Raw genomic sequence first — 21,764 nt, forward strand, 5'->3', positions numbered from 1 at the left:
GAGCTTGCCTCGCATCTCGGTCAGCAAGTCAGCCAATGCCCGACAGCGCATCGCCGCTCAACCCCCTCACGCCGCCCGGCGCCCACGTGCAGCCACAAGGCTGCGCACGCCTTCGAGCGAATACACGCCGAGCGCGACCCAGATCGCGCCGTACCCCACGGCGCGCACCGCGCCGAACGGCTCCCCGTAGATGAGCACGCCAGTGAGCAACTGCAGCGTGGGCGTGACGTACTGGATAAGACCGAGCATCGACAGCGGAATGCGCCGCGCGGCCGCACCGAAGAGGAGCAGCGGGATCGCCGTGATCGGGCCGGAGGCCGCGAGCAGCAGTTGCAGACCGCGCGAGGCATGCGTGAAGTGGCTCTCGCCCGCGAGGCCCACGATCGTCAGATAAACGATCGCAACCGGAAAGAGCAAGACCGTTTCGAGCGCGAGGCCTTCGAGCGCGCCGAGCTTCGCGGTCTTGCGCAGGAGGCCATAGCCGCCGAAGGTCACGGCGAGCGCGAGACTGATCCAGGGCGGCGCGCCGTTCTGCCAGGTGAGCCATACGACGCCCGCGGTGGCCAGCGCCACGGCGGCCCATTGCAGCGCGCGCAAACGCTCGCGCAGGAACGCATAGCCGAACAGCACGTTGATGAGCGGATTGATGAAGTAGCCGAGGCTCGCCTCGACGATGTGCCCGGCATTGACGGCCCAGATATAGATGCCCCAGTTGGCCGAAAGCAGCACGGCGCTCGCGACGAAGCGCGCGAGCAGGCGGCGGTCGCGCAGCGTGGGCCCGAGCCAGCGCCAGTGGTGGCGCACGACGAGCACGGCGATCACGAACAGCAGCGACCACGCCATGCGGTGCGCGAGCATTTCGAGTGCGGGGATCTGGTGCAGCGTCTTGAAGTAGATGGGGAAGAGCCCCCAGAGAACGAATGCAGCGAACGCGTAGAGGATGCCGGGATTCATGTTCGATTCTGGTTATGGAGACGCCAGTCCTACGCGGCGCTGTTCGGCGCGTGCTTGCAAAAGGTCAGGGCCCGTGCGAAGGCAATTGAAAGCCAGGCGGTGCGCGCCCAATTTCGCTTAACCCTGCGCCAAGCCGCCGGTTTTGCGACAATAGCGGATTTTCGCCGCCAGCCTTGGCCGTTGTCCAGCCTGACGCGCCGCTTACGGCGCGCGCTGTTCTCAACGCGGCAGGCGGCGCCGCCCCCTGAACCGGCTTCCTCGCGCGCGATGTCCTTCCCCCATATCGATCTGCTGTATTCGCTGTCCGGCCTGTTCGTCGGATTTCTGGTCGGCCTGACCGGCGTGGGTGGCGGCTCGCTCATGACGCCGCTCCTCGTCCTCGTGTTCCACGTGCACCCCGCCACGGCAGTGGGCACCGACCTGCTCTATGCGGCGGCGACCAAGTCGACGGGCACGCTCGTGCACGGGCTCAAGGGTTCGGTGGACTGGCGTGTGACGCTGCGGCTCGCAACCGGCAGCGTGCCTGCCGCGACGATCACGCTGATTCTGCTGCACCGCTATGGCATGGACACGCCGCGCGCAGGGCATCTGATCCAGGCCGTGCTGGGCGTGGCGCTCCTTATCACGGCCGTGGCGCTCATTTTCCGCCCGCAGCTCGCTGCATTCGCTTCGCGCCACCGCCACGAGCCCGGCGAAGCGCGCACGCTGTTTTTCACGATCTTCACGGGCGCGGTGCTCGGCGTGCTCGTCTCGCTGACCTCGGTGGGCGCGGGCGCCATCGGCGTGACGGTGCTGCTGCTGCTCTACCCGGCACTGCCCACGGTGCGCATCGTCGGCTCCGATGTCGCGCACGCCGTGCCGCTCACGCTCCTCGCGGGCGCGGGCCACTGGCTGCTCGGCTCGATCGACTGGCACATGCTGCTTTCGCTCTTGTGCGGCTCGTTGCCCGGCATCGCGATCGGCAGCCTGCTTTCTTCGAAAGCGCCTGAAAAGCTGCTGCGCGTGCTGCTCGCCGCGACGCTCACGCTCGTGGGCGTGCGGCTCGTGCTCTCCTGAGCGCCGCGCACGTCATACACATCCCGCGCGGCACGGGCGCGCTCAGGCGTGAGGCGCCTGGCGGAAGAACCTGCCATTGAGATCGACCTCGAACTGGCGCAGCCACTGGCCGCGCGCGTCGAGGCGGTAAGCCTGCGCCCAGGCGCCGCGCCGCACGATCAGCATGTCGCCGTGGTCCGGATCGTTGGGATCGGCTTCGCCGCGAATATCGAACTGCATGGGCGCAAAGCCGTGCCGCGCACAGGCGAGTTCGAAGGCCGCCCGGTCGACGAGCGGCAAGTCGGTGTAGGTATGAATGGTCATGGCGATTTCCTGCTTTCCAGCGATGAGGCCGCGCTCGACCTCGGGGAAGACGCGCGATATCCACGGTATACCCCCAACCGCGGGAAAACTGTGTGTCAAACTACACTTTGGCGGCTGCAGTGCAGCATGACGAAATTGCATGCCAGACACACGCGCATAAAAAAAGCCCGGCCTGCAGAGGCCGGGCTTTTTCTTCGGACTTTTTCCTGCTACGTGCCGCAAGCACCCTGTTTCCAGGGCGCGTGACAGCGTTTATTGCTGCATGACCGTCAGCTTGTTCGACACCGACTTCACGCCTGCCACGCCTTGCGCAACCTCGCCAGCCTTGTCGATCTGGCCCTGATCCGGCACCGTGCCCTCCAGGGTGACCGCGCCGCCGTGCGAGCGCACGCTGATGTTCGAAACGTCGACGCCCTGGGTCTTCGAGAGCGCCTTGCGCACCGTGTAGCCCAGCTTGCGGTCGGCCTTCTTGGCCGACGTCGCCGGAGCGGCCGAGGTCGTAGCCGCGGGTGCGTTCGCCGAGTTGTCTTGCGCATAGGACGCGCTGCATGCCACCGACAGGCACAGTGCCGCGCCCAGCGTCTTCAGAATAGCGACCGATTTCATGTTTTCTCCTTGTGTCTTCGCGTTGTTGCGCGTTGTTGCGGTGTGTTGCCTGGAATAGGACCGCCTCCCTTGCCTGCGGACGGCCCGAAGGCCGCTCGTCAGCCACGGTCTGACGGCTTGGTTACCACTACCGATGACCGCGTACAGCACGCAATGCGCGCGTGCACGGCCAGGGTCTGGACGCGATGCGAGAGGCAAGGATGAAAGGACGTCGAATGACTTTGGTTATTACGCCCGCCCGGACAGGTCTGCGCCCGTTTCCTGTTTGTTATGCATGGATGATGCGTCGATGCCCGCGCGAGCCAGATGCTTCGGCCAGACTTCCGGTCCCCGGCGCGCCATGCCAGGCGCGGCAGGCGAATCACAATTTAGCCTGGCTGTGCCGCAAGCGCAAAGAGTTTAGCGCAGGCGCCTGTGGCATGCGCTCAAGGTGTTCGGCAAGGCACGCGGCATGCCGCCGCAACGCCGATTCTCATGTACCATCGGCTCCACAGAGCCCGCGCGGCGCGCGTGCCTGAGCCCACCCGGCGCCAGCGCCGGACCCAACGCGGACCCGACCCGCACGCTCCCGAACCACCCGAGGCCCGCTCCACCCCGATGAAGTCCCGTACCGGCCGCAAACCTCCTCCCCGTCTCGTCGCGCGTTTCGTGGCGATCTCGTGGCGCGACCTGGCAGTCACGTTCGGCCCCATCCTGCTCGTGAGCGCGGCAGCCATCTGGCTCGCGGTGCGCCTCATCCAGCCCGCGCCGCCCAACACGCTCACCATGAGCGCCGGGCCCAAGGGCAGCACCTACTGGAACGCCGCGCAAAAGTACAAGGACATCCTCGCGCGCAACAAGATCACGCTGAACGTGCTCGAATCGGAAGGCTCGGTGCAGAACCTGCAGCGTCTCGCCGATCCGAAGTCGAACGTCGACGTGGCGTTCGTGCAGGACGGCATCGCGAGCAAGGTGCCGGACGGCCTCGTCTCGCTCGGCAGCGTGGCTTATGTGCCGCTCGTGGTGTTCTATCACGGCCCAGTGGCCACCCGGCTTTCGCAGTTCGAAGGCCAGCGCATCGCCATTGGCGCCGAGGGCAGCGGCACGCGCGAACTCGCGCTCACGCTGCTCAAGGCGAACGGCATCCAGCCCGGCGGCGCGACGAAACTGCTGCCGCTCTCGGGCGACGACGCCGCGCGCGAACTTGTGGCAGGCAAGATCGACGTCGCGTTTCTCGCAGGCGATTCCGCGCAGCCGGCCGTCATGGGCCACCTCATGCGCACGCCGGGTGTGCGCTTTTTCGACTTCGTGCAGGCCGACGCCTTCGCGCGCCGCTACCCGTATCTCACGGCCATCACGATTCCGATGGGCGCGTTCGATCTCGGCAAAAATCTGCCCGCCACGCCGCTGCAGATCATCGCGCCCACGGCCGTACTGGTCGCGCGCGACTCGCTCCACCCGGCACTCTCAGACCTGCTGATCGAAGCGGCCAAGGAGGTGCACGGCCGCTCCTCGCTCCTGCAGCACGCAGGCGAGTTCCCCGCGCCGCGCGCCCAGGATTTCCCGATCAGCGGCGACGCCGCGCGCTACTACAAGTCGGGCAAGAGCTTCCTCTACCGCGTGCTGCCCTTCTGGGTGGCGAGCCTCGCCGACCGGCTCGTGGTGCTGCTCGTGCCGATCATCGTCGTGCTGATTCCGGGCCTGCGGATCGTCCCTTCGCTCTACGCCTGGCGGGTAAAATCGCGGATCTACCGCTGGTATGGCTCGCTCATCGCACTCGAGCGCGCCGCGATGGCCGACAACTCGCCCACCGAGCGCAGCGCGCTGATCCGCCAGCTCGACAAGATCGAGGAGTCGGTCAACGGCATGAAAATGCCGCTCGCGTATGCCGAGCAGTTCTACGTGCTGCGCGAACATATCGGCTTCGTGCGCGCGCGGCTCTCCGGCACGCGCGAAGCGCCGGACGCAAGCGTTGTTGCGCAAGAGGAGCAGGCAGCGCAAAGCGCCGAAGAGGCAGAGACGCCGGAAGGCGCCAGCAAAGAAGCAGGCACAGCGGGTACAGAGGCGAGCCATGCAGACGAAAGCGGCGGCAACGAAACAGGCGAGCGCACGCATTAGCGCCGCTGCACGCATTTTGAACCGAACAATCGGCCATGCAATCAATGGCCCGGAAATCGCCCAAGAGCGGAGGAACAGCATGATCGACGGCATCGACGCCAGCCAGCCGGCCTGGTTCTACGACTTCGTGTCGCCGTTTTCGTATCTGTTGCTGGAACAGCACGAGAAGTGGCCCGGCTTCGACTTCGTGCCGACGCCCGTGCTGCTGTCCGAGCTATATCGCCACTGGGGCCAGCCGTTCGGCTCCGCGGTCCCGGCCAAGCGCATCTTCACCTACCGGCACGCGCTCTTTCGCGCCGAGCAACTCGGCATTCCGTTCAAGATGCCGCCCGCTCACCCGTTCGACTCGGTCAGGCCGATGCTGCTCGCCATCGCCGCGGGCGGCGATCTCGCGTGCGTGCGCGAGATTTTTCGTTTCATCTGGCGCGAGGGGCGGGACCCGTCGAGCGACGAGGGCTTTGAACAGCTTTGCGAGCGCGTGGGCATTGCGCACGGCGAGTCGCTGATCGAGGAAGAATCCGTGCGCGCGCAGTTGCGCCGCAACACCAACGACGCCATCGCCATGGGCGTGTTCGGCGTGCCGACGTTCTGGATGAACAAGCAGCTCTTCTGGGGCGAAGACGCCTTGCCGATGGTGCTCTACTGCGCGCGCAGCCCGAACTGGCTCGACTCGCGCGAGGTCAAGCGCATCACCACGCTGCCTTCGGGACTCACAAAGACCGTGGCCGAGTGAGCGGCAACGCCTCCGAAGCATCCTTCTGATCTCCGTCATGCCGCGCACCCTATGGCGGCGGCGCGCGAGGCGGCTTATGGTTATGGCTGAACGCGTGCGCGCGCAGGTTTCTCTGGCGCACGCGCCCTTGCCCGCCACGCCCCATGGACGACGATAACGCCCTCACCCTCGATATCTGGCTGGTGCGAGTCCTGCGCACGCTGCTGGTCGAGCGCAGCGTCACGCAGGCCGCGCTGCGCCTGAACCAGACCCAGCCCGCCATCAGCACGGCGCTGCGCCGTCTGCGCGAGATCCTGGGCGATCCCATCCTCGTGCGCGGCAAGGCCGGCATGGTGCCGACCGAGTACGGCGAGTCGCTGTTGCAGCACGCGCAGCGCGTGCTGCGCGACGTGGAATTCGTCGCCACGCCGCACGGCGACTTCGACCCGGAGCGCTCGAAGCGCACATTTCGCCTCGCCGCCCCCGACTACCTCAACGACTTCTTCATGCCGACGCTGATCGCCCGCTTTCGCGAGACGGCGCCGGCGGCGCGGCTGGAGATCCTCTCGCTCTCGCCCACGCTCGACCATCACGGCGCGCTGGACGCGGGCGAACTCGACATCGTGATCGGCAACTGGCCGAAGCCCGAGCCTCGTTTCGCGCGCAGCGACCTGTTCTCCGACAAGGTCGTCTGCATGATGCGTGCGGATCATCCGCTCGCGCGCCGCGAACTCACGCGCGAGGCGTATCTCGCGGCGCCCCATCTCGCGCCCACGCCCTATACGGGCGCGCATGCCAGTGCGATCGATCTGGGATTCGCGAAGGCGAAGGCCGAGCGGCGCATCGTCGCGACGCTGCCCTACTTCGGGCTCGTGCCGCAGGTTTTGCTGCAATCGGATCTGATCTTCACGACGACACGGCGCTTCGCACAGCATTACGCGAAGCTCATGCCGCTTGCCGTGGTCGACACGCCGATCGCGTTTCCGCGCATTCACTGCTATCAGATGTGGCATCCGCAGCCAGACCGGCCGAGCGACGTGGGATGGCTGCGCGGCTTGATCGACGAGGTATCGGGAACGCTCACCGCCGAGCGCGGCACGAAGCGCGCGAGCGCGAAGAAGGCTGCGAGCGTGGCTAGCGAGGCGCTTTGAAATGCAAACGGGCGCCTCATCGTCGAGGCGCCCGTTTTATTTGCACGATGCGTCGGATCAGACGAGCGCGGCCGCTCTCACCACAGCCGGGCGCTGCGCCACCCGCATCTGCATGAGCTGCGCGGCGACTGCCACCGCAATCGACGAAGGCGCCTTGTCGACGATGCCCGTCACGCCGATCGGGCAGGTGATCTCCTCCATACGCTCTTCTTCCACGCCGCGCTCCATGAGCCGCCGCTCGAACTTCACGCGCTTCGTTTTCGAGCCGATCAGGCCAAACCACGCGAAATCGCGCCGGCGCATGATGCGCTCGGAAAGCTCGAAGTCGAGCGCGTGATTGTGCGTCATCACGAGGAAGTACGCGCCCGCCGGCGCTTCGTCGACGATGGCCGCCGGCGTGTCCGTCGCTTCGATCTGCACGTTGGCGGGCACTTCGTCGGGGAACAGCTCGTCGCGCTCGTCCACCCATTGCACGACGCACGGCAGCATGCCGAGCAGCGTGACGAGCGCGTGCCCCACGTGGCCCGCGCCGAACAGCACGATGTGCATCGGCCCGTAATGCGGCACCGGCGTGCTGCGGCGGCCAATGATTACGCGCCCGGTTTCGTCGACGCGCACGCAATGTTCAGGATGGCGACTCATTTTGCGGACCCCTTGCGCGCCATCGCCCGCGCCGCGCGCACGCCCTTCAAGATTTCCTCGGCGGTGGCCGGCGCATTCATCGGCGGATTGAAGCGGTAGTCGGCCACGCTCGCCACGGCGTCGCGAATCGCGAAGAACACCGAGAACGGCAGCAACAGCGGCGGCTCGCCCACAGCCTTCGAGCGGTGGATGCTGTCCTCCGCGTTGCGGTTCTTGAAGAGCCGCACGTTGAATTCGGGAGGCGTGTCGTTCACGGTCGGGATCTTGTAGGTGGATGGCGCGTGCGTCATAAGCTTGCCGTCCGGCTTCCACCACAGTTCTTCCGTGGTGAGCCAGCCCATGCCCTGGATGAAGCCGCCTTCCACCTGCCCCACATCGAGCGCCGGGTTCAGCGACGCGCCCACGTCGTGCAGCGCATCGGCGCGCAGCACGCGCATTTCGCCCGTGAGCGTGTCGATCACGACTTCCGATACCGCCGCGCCATACGAGTAGTAGTAGAACGGCCGGCCGCGCAGCGTAGCCTGGTCCCAGTACAGCTTGGGCGTGGTGTAGAAACCATCGGACCAGAGCTGGACGCGCGCGAGATAGGCCTTCGAAACCAGCGTTTCGAACGGCACGATCGTCTCGCCCACGATCACGGATTCGTTGGCAAAGCGCACGTCGGCGGCGTTGACCTCGCCCTTGCCGTACGTCGTCGCGGCCAGCGCGGCGAGGCGCTCGCGCAACTGGCGCGCGGCGTCCTGTGCCGCCTTGCCGTTCAGGTCCGTGCCAGTCGATGCGGCCGTGGCGGACGTGTTCGCCACCTTGCTCGTATCCGTGGCGGTCACGCGCACGCGGCCGAACTCGATGCCAAGCTCCTGCGCCACGACCTGCGCGACCTTCGTGTTCAGGCCCTGGCCCATTTCGGTGCCGCCGTGGTTCACGAGCACCGAGCCGTCGGTATAAATGTGGACGAGCGCGCCCGCCTGGTTGAAGTGCGTGACGTTGAACGCAATGCCGAACTTGACCGGCGTGAGCGCGATGCCCTTCTTGAGCACTTCGTTGTTCGCGTTGAATTCGCGAATCGCGGCGCGGCGCGCGCGATAGCCGCTCGTTTCCACGAGTTCGTCGATCAACTCGTGAATGACGTTGTCCTCGATGACCTGGCCGTAAGGCGTTTCGTTGTTCTGCGTCTTGCCGTAGAGATTGCGGCGACGCACGTCGAGCGAATCGAGGCCGAGCGAGCGCGCCACGTCGTCCATGATGTACTCGATCGCGAATGCGCCCTGCGGGCCGCCGAAGCCGCGAAACGCCGTGTTCGACTGCGTGTTGGTCTTGCCGCAGAAACCGGCGATCGACACATCGGGCAGCCAGTAGGCGTTGTCGAAGTGGCAGACCGCGCGCGTCATCACCGGGCCGGAAAGGTCTGCGGAAAAGCCGCAGCGCGAGGTCATGTCGACCGACACGCCTTCGATCGCGCCCTGGTCGTCGTAGCCCACTTCATACGTGTAGTGGAAATCGTGGCGCTTGCCCGTGACCATCATGTCGTCGTCGCGGTCGGGGCGCAGCTTCACGGGGCACAGCAGCTTCCATGCGGCGAGCGCCGCGCAGCACGCGAACAGGCCCGACTGCGATTCCTTGCCGCCGAAGCCGCCGCCCATGCGGCGGCATTCCACGAGCACGTTGTGCGAGGCCACGCCCAGCACGTGCGCAACGAGGTGCTGCATCTCGCTCGGGTGCTGGGTCGAGCACCACACGTGCATGCCGTCGTCGTCCTTCGGCACCGCGTAGGCGATCTGGCCTTCGAGGTAGAACTGCTCCTGGCCGCCCAGCAGCATCTCGCCTTCATGGCGATGCGCGGCGCGCGCGGCACGCGTGGACGCCTCGCCGCGCGCAAGCTTCATCGGCGGCAGCACCGACTGCTGCGCGGCGCGCGCCTGCTGCGCCGTGAGCACGGCGGGCAGCTCTTCGTACTGCACCTCAGCGCGGCGCGCGGCAAGGCGCGCCGTGTCGTGAGACGTCGCCACGACGATGAACATGGGCTGGCCCACGTACTGCACGACGCCGTCGGCGAGCACCGGATCGTCGTGGATGATCGGGCCGCAGTCGTTCACGCCGGGAATGTCCTCGGCCGTGAGCACGGCCACGACGCCGGGCGTTGCACGCACTTTGTCGAGGTTCATCGAGACGATGCGCGCGTGCGGCTTCTGCGAGAGGCCGAGCGCGGCGTGCAGCGTGCCGGCCACGACCGGAATGTCGTCGGTATAGGTGGCGCGGCCGCTCACATGCAGATGCGCGGATTCATGCGGGCGCGAGACATGCACTTGCGCGAAGGGCTCGCGTGCCTTGAGTTCGTCCAGGAACGGTTCGGCTTGCTGGTTCATTGTGTCGTTCTCCGTATCTCTTTTCCGATTCCTGAATGTCTCAAGCCGTTTCTGCTGCGACGTTGCGCACGTTGATCGCTTGCGGCGCAAGCGGGTTATGCGGACGCGTTTCGAGCCAGAAGCGGTACAGCGTGTTCTTCGCGGCTTCAAGGCGGTAGTCGCTCGTCGCGCGCATGTCGGAAAGCGGCGCGTAGTCGTTGCCAAGCGCGATCATCGCGGCCTGGGCCGTGGCTTCGTGCCATTGCGCGTCGGCGAGCACGCCTTCCGCGTGGGTCGCGCGCTTCGGCGTGGCGGCCATGCCGCCGAAGGCGATGCGCGGCTCGCGAATCACGTCGCCATCGGCGATATACGCGAAAGCGGCGCACACGGCCGAGATGTCCGAGTCGAAGCGCTTCGAGACCTTGTAGGTGCGAAAACGCAGGTTCGCACGCGCACCGGTGCGCGTGGGCACCTTGAGCGCAAGCACGAACTCGTGCTCGGCCATGTCCTTCTTTTGATAGGCGAGGTAAAGATCTTCGAGCGCCATCTCGCGCTCGACGTCGCCGCCGCGCAGCACCACACGCGCGCCGAGCGCGATGAGCCCCGGCATCGAGTCGCCGATGGGCGAGCCGTTCGCGACGTTGCCGCCTATCGTGCCCGCGTTGCGGATCGGCAGCGAGGCGAAGCGCTGCCACATCTCTTCGAGTTCCGGGTACGGCTTCGCGAGTTCGGCATACGCGCGCTCCACCGTCACGCCCGCGCCGATCTCGATCCACGCGTCACTCACGTCGATGCGGCGCATCGCGTCGACCTGGCCCACGTAGACGATGTCGCCAAGCTCGCGCATCTGCTTCGTGACCCACAGGCCGATGTCGGTGCTGCCCGCGAGGATGCGCGTGTTGGGACGCTCGGCCTTGATGGCGGCGAGCGCCTCGACGGTGCGCGGCGCGTCGTAGTGCTGGCCACGGCTCTCGTAGTGGAAAGTGTCCTTGCGCTCGAGCGTGGCGAGCGTTTGCGCGAGCGCCTTCACGTCGACAGGCTGCTTCGGCGCGCCGGCCTGGAACATCTGCTCGGCGGCGTCGAGGATCGGCCGGTAGCCCGTGCAGCGGCACAGGTTGCCCGTGAGCGCGTTGGCGATCTCGTCGCGCGAAGGCACGCTGCAGGCGCCCTTGCCCGCGCACGCGCCGAGGCCGGCGGGGTCCGCGTGCTCGTGGCCGTGCTTTTCATAGAGCGCCCACATCGACATCACGAAGCCGGGCGTGCAGAAGCCGCACTGCGAACCGTGGCAATCGACCATGGCCTGCTGCACGGGATGCAGCGAGCCGTCGGGCTGGCGCAGGTCTTCGACGGTGAAGAGCGCCTTTCCGTCGAGCGTGGGCAGGAACTGGATGCAGGCGTTGACGGCCTTGAAGCTCACGCCGCCCGCCTCGTTGCGCTCGCCCACCACGACCGTGCAGGCGCCGCAGTCGCCTTCGGCGCAACCTTCCTTGGTGCCGGTGCAGCGCGCGTCTTCGCGCAGGTACTGGAGAACGGTGCGGGTGACGCCCGCGTCGCTGACTTCGCGAATCGCGTTGCGGTGGTAAAAGCGGATCGGCTGGCTCATGGTTTCTGGCTCGTCGTTGGCTGCGGCTCGCAAAAGGCGTGTGCCGCTCGAGTGGACGGTTCGAAAACTATCACTGCCAATATTGGCAACCCATAGCTAGAGGAGCATGGGGGATATATCGTTGAATCGATAAATCGGTGTGCTGCGGGGTGGCTGTGCTTATGTTGACGTGTCTCGATTGCGCGATTTCGTTGTCTATTCGTGAATATCGGACATATTCGACTGAGCATTAACCCTTTCAAACACCGATATCTCCGCACGAACGGTCGGACAAAGCCACCGCGCTTGCGCGAATTGCGGGCAAAGTCGCGCAATATCGCGGGATCTCCGCGGCGGGGCGATCGGACGCAAACCGCTGTCATCGCCGCAGAAAACCCGTGTTCCGCCGGCCGGAACAGCTTTTCAATTTCTGCATAAAAACCGGTTCCATGGGACAATCACGCCTTTCCCGCCGTTTTCCATCCGCGTTTTCCCCATGTCTGCTGATTTGGCGCCCAGGCGCAACGCCGCATCGACGACCCTGCAGATCATTCCGGTCGTCTTTTTCACCTTCCTCTGCTATCTGACGATCGGCATTCCGCTCGCGGTGCTGCCGGGCTACGTGCATAACGACCTCGGTTTCAGCACCGTGGTGGCAGGCGCGGCGATCAGCGTGCAGTACATCGCCACGCTCTGCTCGCGCGCGCTCGCGGGCCGCTCGGCGGACACGCTCGGCCCCAAGAAGACCGTGACGATCGGCCTGACGATCTGCGGCGCGAGCGGCGTGCTGCTGCTCCTTGGCACGCTCGTCGATCACTGGCCCGGCCTCTCGCTCGCGCTGCTGGTGGTGAGCCGCCTGTTGCTCGGCTGCGGCGAAAGCTTGTGCGGCACCGGCGCGATCCTCTGGGGCATCGGCCGCGTGGGCACCGCTCACAACGCGAAGGTGATCTCGTGGAACGGCATCGCCACTTACGGCGCGCTCGCGATCGGTGCGCCGCTTGGCGTGGTGATGGCGCACGCCATCGGTTACTGGATGCTCGGCGTTTCGGTCATCGCGATGGCCGCGCTCGGTTTCTGGCTCGCGCGCCCGATCGCGCCGGTGCCGATCGTGCACGGCGAGCGCATGTCGTACCGCAGCGTATTCACGCGCGTGCTGCCACATGGCATCGGCCTCGCGCTCGGCTCGGCGGGCTTTGGCTCCATCGCGACCTTCATCACGCTGTTCTACGCCGCGCGCCACTGGCCCAACGCCGCCTTTACGCTCACGGTGTTCGGTCTGATGTTCATCGGCGCGCGCCTGTTGTTTGCAAACACGATCAAGCGTTTCGGCGGCTTCCGCGTGGCCATCGTCTCGTTCTCGTGCGAGTGCGCAGGCCTCTTGCTGCTGTGGCTCGCGCCCACGCCGCAAGTCGCGCTCGCGGGCGCCGCGCTCACCGGCTTCGGCTTCGCGCTCGTGTTCCCGGCGCTCGGCGTCGAGGCGGTCGGGCTCGTGCCGCCCGCAAGCCGCGGTGCGGCGCTCTCGGCGTACTCGGTGTTCCTCGACCTCTCGCTGGGCATTACCGGCCCGCTCGCCGGCTATGTGGCGAACCTGTTCGGGTATGGGTCGGTGTTTCTGTTCGCCGCCATCGCGGCGGCGGCGGCCGTGGCGCTTTCGGTTTCGCTTCATCGCAAGAGCGTGCGTTCGCATGCCGCGCAGAGCGCGCCGAGTGCGCAAAACGCAGGTGCCGCCAGCGCACCCGCCGGGCAACAAGCCGAATAAAAAAACCGCACCCGGCAAACTGCGCCGGATGCGGCCCGGACTTCAGACGACATCACCGCAGGCGGCTCTACGCCGCCTGCCATCACTTCTTCACCGCAGCCGTATCGAGCTTCTTGCCGGTCGCCTCGTTATAGCGCTTCACGTATTCCTCGGTGAGCTTGGCCACCGCACGGCCGATCTTGCGGTAGTCCGACTCGTTCAGGTTCGCGAGCGACACGCGGCCCGACGGATGCGCCGTGCCAAAACCCTTGCCCGGCAGCAGCACGACGCGCGCCTCGGCCGCCAGCTGGAACAGCAGTTCGTTGGGCTTCACCTGCTTGAGCAGCCAGTCGACGAAATCCCGTCCGAAGCGCTTCTCGCCCAGGTACTCCATGTCGAGAATCGTGTAGTAGTCGACCTGGTTCGGATCGTCCTCGTCGTAGGTCGTGCCCATTGCCTCGAACAGCGCGCGCTTGCGGCTGCGAATCAGGCGCTTGAGCGCGTTCTTGTACGCGTCAGGGGTATCCATCAACGAGAACAGCGAGAACAGCACCATCTGCACCTGTTGCGGCGTGGAGAGGCCCGCCGTGTGATTGAGCGCGACGGTGCGGCTGTCGGCCACAAGACGGTCGATGAACTTGAGCTTGTCCGGCTCCGTCGTGATCGACTCGTAGCGCTTGTGCAGTATCTTCTTCTCCTCCTTGGGCAGCTTCGCGAGCAGATGATCGAGGACGTTGTCGCGATGCGTTGCGATAGCGCCCAGACGCCAGCCCGTCGCCCCGAAGTACTTCGAGTAGGAGTACACGAGAATCGTGTTCTTCGGCGCGAGCGCGAAGAGCGAGACGAAGTTGTCGGCGAAGGTGCCGTACACGTCGTCGGTGAGGAAGATGAGGTCCGGGCGCTCCTTCACGATCTCGGCAATGTATTCGAGGCTTTCGTCGTCGAGCTTCACCGAAGGCGGGTTGCTCGGGTTCACGAGGAAGAACGCCTTCACCTTCGGGTCGCGCAGCTTGTCGAGTTCCTTCTTCGAGTACTGCCAGTTGTTCTCGACGGTGGCGTTCAGATGCACGACATCGAGCTCATAGTCGTTGAGCTCGGGAATCTCGATGTAGGGCGTGAAGATCGGCATGCCGAGCGCAATGGTGTCTCCCTTCTTGATCAGAAAGTTCTCGCGCATCGTGTTGAAGATGTACGTCATGGCCGCCGTGCCGCCTTCCACGGCGAACACGTCGAACTCGCCGACGAACGGATGCTTGCCGATCATCTCGCGGCGCAGATACTGGCCGACGATGATTTCCGAGAGCTTGAGCATGCGGTCCGGCACGGGATAGTTGCAGGCCAGAATGCCTTCGCACATCTCGTAGAGGAAGTCGCCCGCCGAGAGGCCCAGCTGGTCGCGCACGTACGAAACCGCCCCGCCGATGAAATCGATACCGGGCTGGCCCTTGTTTTCGCGCAGGAACTGATCGAAGCGTTCGACAATGCCCGCGCGCTGCGGGAAGCCGCCTACCCCTTCGGGCATGTACGAGAATGAGCGCTCCGACTCGCGCATCGCGAAGAGGCCTAGCTGCCAGAAGCCGTGGCGGGGAATGGTGGCGAGAAAGTTGGGGTTGCCGCGGCCGGCGTTGAGCATCGAGAAGTTGGCCGGGCGTTCGGTCGCGCCGCCGCCGGCCGCCTTGATCAGTTCGTCCTTCAGCTCGAACGGGCTCAGTGCCTCGAGGGCCGACTTTTCCTTCGCGCCGTTACTCTTCGCTTTCGTTGCCATGGTGTTCTCCATTGGAAGACGTTGCGCGCGCCGCGCGTCCATGCGCGGCACGCGTTGAGTTCATGTCACGCAAGACCGACCACGAGCGGCCCGAGCAGCGTGAGCAGCACGTTCGCGATCGCATAGGTAATGGCGAACGGCACGGTGGGCACCGCGCTTTCCGCCTTGTCGAGAATGCCGCCGAAGGCGGGGTTCGCACTACGGGCGCCGGACAGCGCACCCGCGAGAATCGCCGCGTTGTTGTACTTGAGCACGTAGCGGCCAAACAGCATCGTGAGGAAGAGCGGCACGAGCGTCACGACGACGCCCAGGAGGAAGATCGTGATGCCGCTTTGCTTGATCGTCACGACCGCCTGCAGGCCCGAGTTCAGCCCCACCACCGCCACGAACGCCGCAAGACCGAAGTCCTTGAGCAGTTGCGAAGCGGCAGGCGGCATCACGCCGTACATGGGGTGCTTGCCGCGCATCCAGCCGAACAGGAGACCCGCGAGCAGACAGCCGCCGCCCGAGCCGAGCGTGAGCGGAATGCCCGCCACATTCACGACGACGAGACCGATCAGCAAGCCGAGCACGAGGCCCACGCCCATGTAGATGAAGTCCGTCTTGTTGCTATAGGCAAGCTCGTAGCCAGCGGCCTGCACCGCGCGTTTGGTATCCGTGGCGGTGCCGTACACGGTCACGACGTCGCCGTGCTCCAGCTTCGTTTCCGGCAGGAGCGGCACGGGCTGGCCCACGCGCTCGATCTTCTCGATGTACACGCCGTGGCGCATATCGCGGTCCACGTTCTTGCGCACTTCGGCAATCGTCGTGTGATTCATGCCCTTCGCCGTGAACACGATCTGACGCGTCTGCATCACGAGGCTCATGCCGCCCGAGTCCGGCACTTCCGGCCCGATCAGCGCCCCCACTTCGACCATCTGCTCGCGGCGGCCCACGACGAGCACGAGGTCGTCGCGGCTCAGCACGAAGTCGGGGGTGGCGTCGATCACCTTGCCCGCGCGGCGGATCTTTTCGATCGCGACGAAATCGTGTTCGGCCAACTCGATTTGCTTGACGGTCTTGCCCGCACCCGCCTCGACGCGGAACACGCGGCCGAAGAGCTCGGGCAGCGCCGTGATCTGGCCCGGCCCCGCCACGGCTTCGCCGCCCGACATCTCGCGCTCGGCGTCCATGGAGGCGTCCTTGAGACTGCGGCCCATGAACTTTGGCAGGATGTTCACGCAGACGATGATCGCGCCCAGCGAGCCAAACACATAGGTCACGGCATAGCCGACGGCGACATCGGCCTGCATGGCTTTGACCTGGTCGGCCGGCAGACCGAGGCGTGCAATGGCGTCACCTGCCGTGCCGATGATGGCCGACTGCGTCATGCCGCCCGCGGCGAGACCGGCGGCGAGGCCCTTGTTGAGGTGAAAGAGCTTCGCGCACACGAGCACCGTGACGAGCCCCGCCAGCGCCATGAACACGGACATGGCGATCTCGCGCAGCGTCTTGCGGTTGAGCGAGTTGAAGAAGCCCGGCCCGGAGTCGTAGCCCACCGCGTAGATGAACACGGCGAACATCACCGCCTTCACGCCGTTGTCGACCGTCACGCCAACCTGGCTGATCACGACCGCAGCGATCAGCGACCCGCCCACGCCGCCTAACTGGAACTTGCCGAAGTTGATCTGGCCGATCCAGTAGCCGACGGCCAGGGAAAGAAATAGCGCGATTTCCGGCGATTTGTGAAAGATGTCATGTAGCCATTCCATCGTGTCCTCGCTTTGGGAAAGAACCACCCGTTGCTGCCGGAGATGGCCGTGAGGCGTGCATCAGCGCCGGCCAGATCCAGCAAAAAACGCCAGCCAAACTTGTCAGCCAAACTTCGCCGCGAGCCCCACCACCACGGGGCCCATGAGCGGCAAGAGGATGTTCGACAGCGCATAAGTGATCGTGTAGCCGATCACGGGAGTCGAGTTACCGGCTACGCCGACGAGCGCACTGATCGCCGGTGTGCTGCACTGCTGGCCTGCAATCGCGCCGAGCAGCATCGGCGCTTCGAGCTTGAGGAACATGCGACCGATCCAGAGTGAGAGAAGCCCCGGAATCAGCACCATCAGAATGCCCGCGAGCGGCAGCGCAAGACCGTACTCACGCACGAGCTTGATCGCGTCGGGACCGGCGGAGAGGCCCACAGCCGCGATGAAGGTGGCAAGGCCGAAGTCCTTGAGCACCTGCGCGGCAGCCGAGGGCAATGAGCCGACCACGGGAAAGTGCGAACGCAGCCAGCCGAAGAAGAGGCCCGAGAGCAGGCAGCCGCCGCCCGTGCCGAGCACGAGCGAGACACCGCCCACGTTCACGCCGAAACGCCCGATCATCATGCCGACCAGCACGCCGAGGCCGAGATAGACAAAGTCGGTTTTCTGGGTCTGCTGGATCACGTAGCCAAGCCGCTTCGCGCCGCGCGCCACGTCGTTGGGCGTACCGAGCAGCGTGAGCACGTCGCCGCGATGCACGACCGTGCCGGGCAATGCCGGCACCGTGGTGTCTTGCCGCGTAATCGCGCTCACATAGATGCCGCGACCCGCTTCCGGGGCGGCGCGCTCGCGCATCTGCGCAAGCGTGAGGCCGTTGACGTCGCGGCGCGTGACCATCACGTCCACCCGCTTCGCGAGCAGCTTGAACAAGCCCTCGCCCGGCAACTCTTCGCCGAGGCTGCCAGCGGCCTCGATCACCGCTTCGCGGCGCCCGGCGACGAGCACGACGTCGCCCGGTTGCAGCACGGTCTGCGCAGTGGCGTCGAGCTGCCTTCCTTCGCGCAGCACGTGCTCGATCGTGATGTTGTTGCCAAAGCGCGCCTCGAAGGCGGCGACCTCCGTGCCGGCGGCGGGGCCCACCTTGAACGCGCGCCCAACGAGCGGCGGCAGCGCTAAGCGTTGCCCGTCGTCGAGCACGCCGTCGCCGCCGAGCTTGCGATACAGTCGCGCAGCCTCTTCGCGCAGATTGATGCGCAGGATGAGCGGCGCGATCTGGCTCGTGAACAGCACGATGGTGATAAGGCCAAAGAGGTAGCTCACGCTGTACGCGGTCACGATATGCGCCTGCAGCGTGCTCGCCTGGGCGTCGGTCAAGCCGAGCCTCGTGATCGCTTCGGAAGCCGTGCCGATCACCGCCGATTCGGTCGCAGCGCCCGCGAGCAGGCCCGCCGCGGTGCCCGCATCGAGCTTCATCACCACGACGGCGATCATGATGAGCGCCATGACAGAGACGATCTCGATGATCGATAGGAGACCGTAGCGCCAGCCACGCCCGACGTTCGCGAAAAACTGCGGACCGCCCGTGAAGCCGAGCGCGAAGATGAAAAGTGCAAAGGCGATGTTCTTGAGGTCCGGCGCAATGCGCGCGCCGGTTTGCCCCAGCACGAGCGCGACGATCAGCGTGCCGCACACGCCCCCGAGGGAGATCGGCCCGAAGCGGATGGAACCAATCAGATAACCGAGCGCGAGGCTCACGAACAGGGCAATCTCGGGTTGCGACTTCAGCAATTCGACGATCATGTCTGGTCTGCCGATTTACGTTTTAGTTAGCCCGAAAGCATGCTCGAAATTGAGCGGCAATGCACATTAAATAACATGCAATGCCAATGCAGGTCGCTATTTTTCCCCATGTGCAACAATTCTTTCACACAGCAAAAGAATCAATGCGCGCTAATTTCCAGGTTGTGAATTACGATGTATTCACAGAGCGCAATGGCTCGCAATTTACCGCAGGCAAGGCGAGTCCGTCGTAAATCTGACAGATCTAATGGATAGCCGCTGCCTGCTCGAACGGCGCAAACACGTTATCCGCAATGCACAAATCGTTGATAGCGACAAAAACGTGCAACGCATTCCTCATTCAATACATGCCATTTGAGTACTGAATCTTTTACAGCTTCGAAATGCTGCCGTGTGTTGAGATAGATATTGTAATTCTCAGCGACTGTCAATATTATTTTTGTTAGATTGCCGCCCTCGTCCATTCGCGGCATATCGTTCAGAACAACGCAGCACATCGCTTTGTTCCCCAACTTCGCCAGCAGTCGCAGCGCCCCTCAACCGGTCCATGCATCGAGCATACGAGGCTACACATGAACCAGATACACGCCATGCGCGTCTTCGTCAGGGTTGCGGAAACCGAGAGCTTTCGTCGCGCCGCGCAGCAGCTCGACGTCTCCAACGCGCTCGTCACGCGCTCCGTCGCGATGCTCGAGGCGCACCTGAACACACGACTCATCAACCGCACCACGCGCAATCTCGCGCTTACCGAGGCAGGGCTGCGTTATCTCGAGGGCTGTCGTTGCGTGCTCGAGGAACTCGATCATCTGGAGCGCTCGCTGGCGCATACGGAAAGCGAGCCGAGCGGCACGCTGCGCGTGGTGGCCGCGGGCGCGCTCTCGCTCGCCACGCTCACACCGCTCATCGACGGTTACCGGCGTCTGTATCCGCGCGTGAACGTGCGCCTCACGCTCGCCGAGCGGCCCGTGGATCTCGTGGAAGATGGCTTCGACGTAGGCATTGTCGGCGCCACGCCCGCACGTAACGGCGAGTGTGTGGCGCGCGCGCTCGGCACCACGACGTTCGTGCCCTGCGCGGCTCCGGCATGGCTTGCCGAGCACGGCGAGCCGCATACGCCCGAGCAGCTCGCCCAGTGTGCGGCCGTCGCGCTGCCGCCCGAGGAGCGCAGCGCGACGTGGCAGTTCGCGAAGCCTGGCGAGCAGGCCCAGCAGGTCACGCTGCAGCCGGGCTACGCCGTCAACAACATGCTGATGGTGCGCCTCGCGGCGCTTGCCGGCATGGGCGTGGCGATCGTGCCCGCGCCGCTCGTTGCCGACGACTTCACCGCGGGCACCTTGCGGCGCCTGTTGCCCGACTACGATATCGACGACCCGGACGCGCGCATGTCCATCGTCTATCCGAGCCGCCAGTATCTGCCCGCGAAGACGCGCCGCTTCGTCGACTACACGGTCGAGCATTTCGAACACGCGCACAACGCAGCGCCCGCGACGACGGCAACGTCATCACCGGCGAATTCTCCTGGCGCGCCTGCCCGGCCGCTGAGCGTAGCGTGAACACACAACGGGCACGCGCCATGCGCGCGCCCGTGGTTTGGGAACATGTGTTCGAGAACAACCTTACGCGAAGAGCGGCGCCTCAGGGCCTGGGCGCATTGCCGTCGACCGGAACCAGCAGGCCCGGGTCGCCCGCGCCGCACAGTTCGTGCAGCAATGCCGCTTCGCGCTCGTGCACTTCCACCGGTAGCCACGACGCCCCCGCCCACGCGAGGTAGCGCGCACGATGCTGGCCGTTGCGAAACGCCACCACGCCCTCGTGCGCGAGTCCGAACCAACCCGCCAGCCCTGCCACGCGGCGTTTGCTGATCGTTACGTACGGCATCTGCGGCACGCGCTCGTTGTCGGGATCGAGAAACTCGCGAATGCCCCGCACCTTGCCGCTGTGCCAGTCGTCGACGGGCTTGAGCACGTAGTCGGTGTCGTCGCGGTCGGCGCAGAGAAGCAGCTTGTGCAAGTCGACGATCACGACGACATGGCGCGTGCCGTCGGTCGTGAAGACGCGCTTGAAGCGCACATGGTCATACGCGTCGTGGTTGGGCAACGGGACGGTCCAGAAGGGTCCACAAGCAGGATACGGGGAATCCGGAACGGAGGTGATGCTGGACATGGACGTCGATTGCATGCGTGCGCGGGAGAACGTGGTTCGGGCAATTAAAACCGGCCTAAGCTACGGATGGACCGTGAAATTTTTATGACGAATGCGGGGCGCATCGAGGAGCGGCACATGACCATCGAAACCTTCGGCGAACACGTGCGCATCGAAGCGCAAGAGCGTGTAGCAATTCTCGTGCTCGATCGGCCCGCGCAGCGCAACGCCATCGACAGACCTGTAGCGAATGCACTCGCCGCCGCGTTTACCCGCTTCGAGGAAAATCCCGCATGGCTCGCGGGCGTGCTGTATGGCGCGGGCGGCACGTTCTGCGCGGGCGCCGACCTCACCGCGCTCGCCGACCCCGAACGCCGCAATGAAATCCATGCGGACGGCAGTGGCAATGGCCCTCTCGGCCCCACGCGCATGTGGCTCACCAAGCCAGTGATCGCCGCGGTTTCAGGCTACGCCGTGGCCGGCGGGCTCGAACTCGCGCTGCTGTGCGACCTGCGCGTGGTCGAAGAAGATGCCGTGCTTGGGGTGTTCTGCCGCCGCGTGGGCGTGCCGCTCATCGACGGCGGCACGGTGCGTCTGCCGCGCCTGATCGGCCTTTCGCGCGCACTCGATCTGATCCTCACGGGGCGCGCCATCGATGCGCAGGAAGCCCTCGCGTTCGGACTCGCCAATCGCGTAGTCGCAAAAGGCCGCGCGCGCGAGGCCGCCGCGCAACTCGCCGCGCAACTGGCAGCGTTTCCGCAGGCCGCGTTGCTTGCGGACCGCCGCTCCGCGCTCGAACACAGCATGCTGCCCGATATTGCCGAAGCGTTGCTCCGCGAAGGTGCACACGGCTATCGCGCGGTGCTCGACGAAGGGCTCGCACTTGCCGCTCGCTTCGCGGCTGGCGAGGGCCGTCATGGCGAACCACTCGATCCGTAGACCGCTGATTGAAAACACGCACGCGTCCTTCCAGGCGGACGATTCACGCGTCAGTGACCAGCACACGCTGCGCTTGACGCTTGAAGGCGCGCGCGCGACCCGCTACATTGAAATTGATCCGCGCCGCTGCCCCCGCCCCTGCCGCCATGTCTCATGACGCTGAGCACGTCTGCGTCTAACGGCAATCTTCAGACGAACC

17 protein-coding genes are annotated in these 21,764 nt (G+C 65.4%); 7 read left to right on the plus strand and 10 right to left on the minus strand.

Going from position 1 to position 21,764, the window contains the following annotated elements; translation table 11 throughout:
* Window positions 1–66: 66 nt before the first annotated feature.
* A complete protein-coding gene (gene rarD, locus U5A52_RS05575; protein ID WP_321934213.1) occupies window positions 67–954 on the minus strand; it encodes an EamA family transporter RarD in 888 nt (295 codons plus the stop codon).
* 267 nt (window positions 955–1,221) lie between these two features.
* Here rarD and U5A52_RS05580 point away from each other — a divergent pair, with 267 nt between their 5' ends.
* Window positions 1,222–2,010 carry a sulfite exporter TauE/SafE family protein gene (locus tag U5A52_RS05580; RefSeq protein WP_321913053.1) on the plus strand — a complete coding sequence of 263 codons (789 nt, stop codon included), beginning with the start codon at window positions 1,222–1,224 and terminating at the stop codon, window positions 2,008–2,010.
* 42 nt (window positions 2,011–2,052) lie between these two features.
* Here the strand turns inward: U5A52_RS05580 and U5A52_RS05585 are convergent, their stop codons facing one another.
* Together U5A52_RS05585 and U5A52_RS05590 are read right to left on the minus strand one after the other, a co-directional pair.
* Window positions 2,053–2,313 (minus strand): hypothetical protein, encoded by a 261-nt coding sequence (locus tag U5A52_RS05585; RefSeq protein ID WP_321913054.1) that lies wholly within the window; start codon window positions 2,311–2,313, stop codon window positions 2,053–2,055.
* A 252-nt stretch (window positions 2,314–2,565) separates the two neighbouring features.
* Window positions 2,566–2,919, minus strand: a complete 354-nt coding sequence (locus U5A52_RS05590; protein WP_321913055.1) for a BON domain-containing protein — start codon at window positions 2,917–2,919, stop codon at window positions 2,566–2,568.
* Window positions 2,920–3,516: 597 nt separating this feature from the next.
* Between U5A52_RS05590 and U5A52_RS05595 the strand changes: the two genes are divergently transcribed.
* From U5A52_RS05595 to U5A52_RS05605, 3 genes are all read left to right on the plus strand, one after another.
* Window positions 3,517–5,016, plus strand: coding sequence for a TAXI family TRAP transporter solute-binding subunit (locus U5A52_RS05595; protein ID WP_321934214.1), 1,500 nt, complete (start codon window positions 3,517–3,519; stop codon window positions 5,014–5,016).
* 79 nt (window positions 5,017–5,095) lie between these two features.
* Window positions 5,096–5,749 (plus strand): 2-hydroxychromene-2-carboxylate isomerase, encoded by a 654-nt coding sequence (locus tag U5A52_RS05600; protein WP_321934215.1) that lies wholly within the window; start codon window positions 5,096–5,098, stop codon window positions 5,747–5,749.
* A gap of 143 nt (window positions 5,750–5,892) precedes the next feature.
* Window positions 5,893–6,879, plus strand: coding sequence for a LysR family transcriptional regulator (locus tag U5A52_RS05605; protein ID WP_321934216.1), 987 nt, complete (start codon window positions 5,893–5,895; stop codon window positions 6,877–6,879).
* A gap of 57 nt (window positions 6,880–6,936) precedes the next feature.
* On the opposite strand, the gene xdhC is transcribed toward U5A52_RS05605, so the two are convergent.
* The 3 genes from xdhC to xdhA are packed head-to-tail and all read right to left on the minus strand — an operon-like array spanning window position 6,937 to window position 11,466.
* Window positions 6,937–7,521 (minus strand): xanthine dehydrogenase accessory protein XdhC, encoded by a 585-nt coding sequence (gene xdhC / locus U5A52_RS05610; RefSeq protein WP_321934217.1) that lies wholly within the window; start codon window positions 7,519–7,521, stop codon window positions 6,937–6,939.
* The gene (gene xdhB, locus U5A52_RS05615) at window positions 7,518–9,884 is read right to left on the minus strand and encodes a xanthine dehydrogenase molybdopterin binding subunit (RefSeq protein WP_321934218.1); all 2,367 of its coding nucleotides are present in this window, start codon (window positions 9,882–9,884) and stop codon (window positions 7,518–7,520) included. The genes xdhC and xdhB overlap by 4 nt, the downstream gene beginning before the upstream one ends.
* A gap of 40 nt (window positions 9,885–9,924) precedes the next feature.
* Window positions 9,925–11,466, minus strand: coding sequence for a xanthine dehydrogenase small subunit (xdhA, locus tag U5A52_RS05620; RefSeq protein WP_321913061.1), 1,542 nt, complete (start codon window positions 11,464–11,466; stop codon window positions 9,925–9,927).
* A gap of 475 nt (window positions 11,467–11,941) precedes the next feature.
* On the opposite strand from xdhA, the gene U5A52_RS05625 reads away from it, so the two are divergent.
* The gene (locus U5A52_RS05625) at window positions 11,942–13,204 is read left to right on the plus strand and encodes an MFS transporter (RefSeq protein ID WP_321934219.1); all 1,263 of its coding nucleotides are present in this window, start codon (window positions 11,942–11,944) and stop codon (window positions 13,202–13,204) included.
* An 82-nt stretch (window positions 13,205–13,286) separates the two neighbouring features.
* Here the strand turns inward: U5A52_RS05625 and U5A52_RS05630 are convergent, their stop codons facing one another.
* The 3 genes from U5A52_RS05630 to aspT (U5A52_RS05640) form a co-directional block, all read right to left on the minus strand.
* Window positions 13,287–14,948 carry a bifunctional aspartate transaminase/aspartate 4-decarboxylase gene (locus U5A52_RS05630; RefSeq protein ID WP_321913063.1) on the minus strand — a complete coding sequence of 554 codons (1,662 nt, stop codon included), beginning with the start codon at window positions 14,946–14,948 and terminating at the stop codon, window positions 13,287–13,289.
* Window positions 14,949–15,013: 65 nt separating this feature from the next.
* A complete protein-coding gene (aspT, locus tag U5A52_RS05635; RefSeq protein WP_321913064.1) occupies window positions 15,014–16,699 on the minus strand; it encodes an aspartate-alanine antiporter in 1,686 nt (561 codons plus the stop codon).
* 102 nt (window positions 16,700–16,801) lie between these two features.
* Window positions 16,802–18,484 (minus strand): aspartate-alanine antiporter, encoded by a 1,683-nt coding sequence (gene aspT / locus U5A52_RS05640; RefSeq protein WP_321934220.1) that lies wholly within the window; start codon window positions 18,482–18,484, stop codon window positions 16,802–16,804.
* 572 nt (window positions 18,485–19,056) lie between these two features.
* Between aspT (U5A52_RS05640) and U5A52_RS05645 the strand changes: the two genes are divergently transcribed.
* Entirely contained in the window at window positions 19,057–20,037 is a 981-nt protein-coding gene (locus tag U5A52_RS05645) for a LysR family transcriptional regulator (protein ID WP_321934221.1), read from the plus strand.
* An 82-nt stretch (window positions 20,038–20,119) separates the two neighbouring features.
* Here the strand turns inward: U5A52_RS05645 and U5A52_RS05650 are convergent, their stop codons facing one another.
* Window positions 20,120–20,647 carry a plasmid fertility inhibition factor family protein gene (locus U5A52_RS05650; RefSeq protein ID WP_321913067.1) on the minus strand — a complete coding sequence of 176 codons (528 nt, stop codon included), beginning with the start codon at window positions 20,645–20,647 and terminating at the stop codon, window positions 20,120–20,122.
* A gap of 117 nt (window positions 20,648–20,764) precedes the next feature.
* Here U5A52_RS05650 and U5A52_RS05655 point away from each other — a divergent pair, with 117 nt between their 5' ends.
* Window positions 20,765–21,565 carry a crotonase/enoyl-CoA hydratase family protein gene (locus U5A52_RS05655; RefSeq protein WP_321934222.1) on the plus strand — a complete coding sequence of 267 codons (801 nt, stop codon included), beginning with the start codon at window positions 20,765–20,767 and terminating at the stop codon, window positions 21,563–21,565.
* The last annotated feature ends 199 nt before the right edge of the window (window positions 21,566–21,764 follow it).

The sequence above is a fragment of the Paraburkholderia sp. J8-2 genome (assembly GCF_905220195.1).
Classification (GTDB): domain Bacteria; phylum Pseudomonadota; class Gammaproteobacteria; order Burkholderiales; family Burkholderiaceae; genus Paraburkholderia.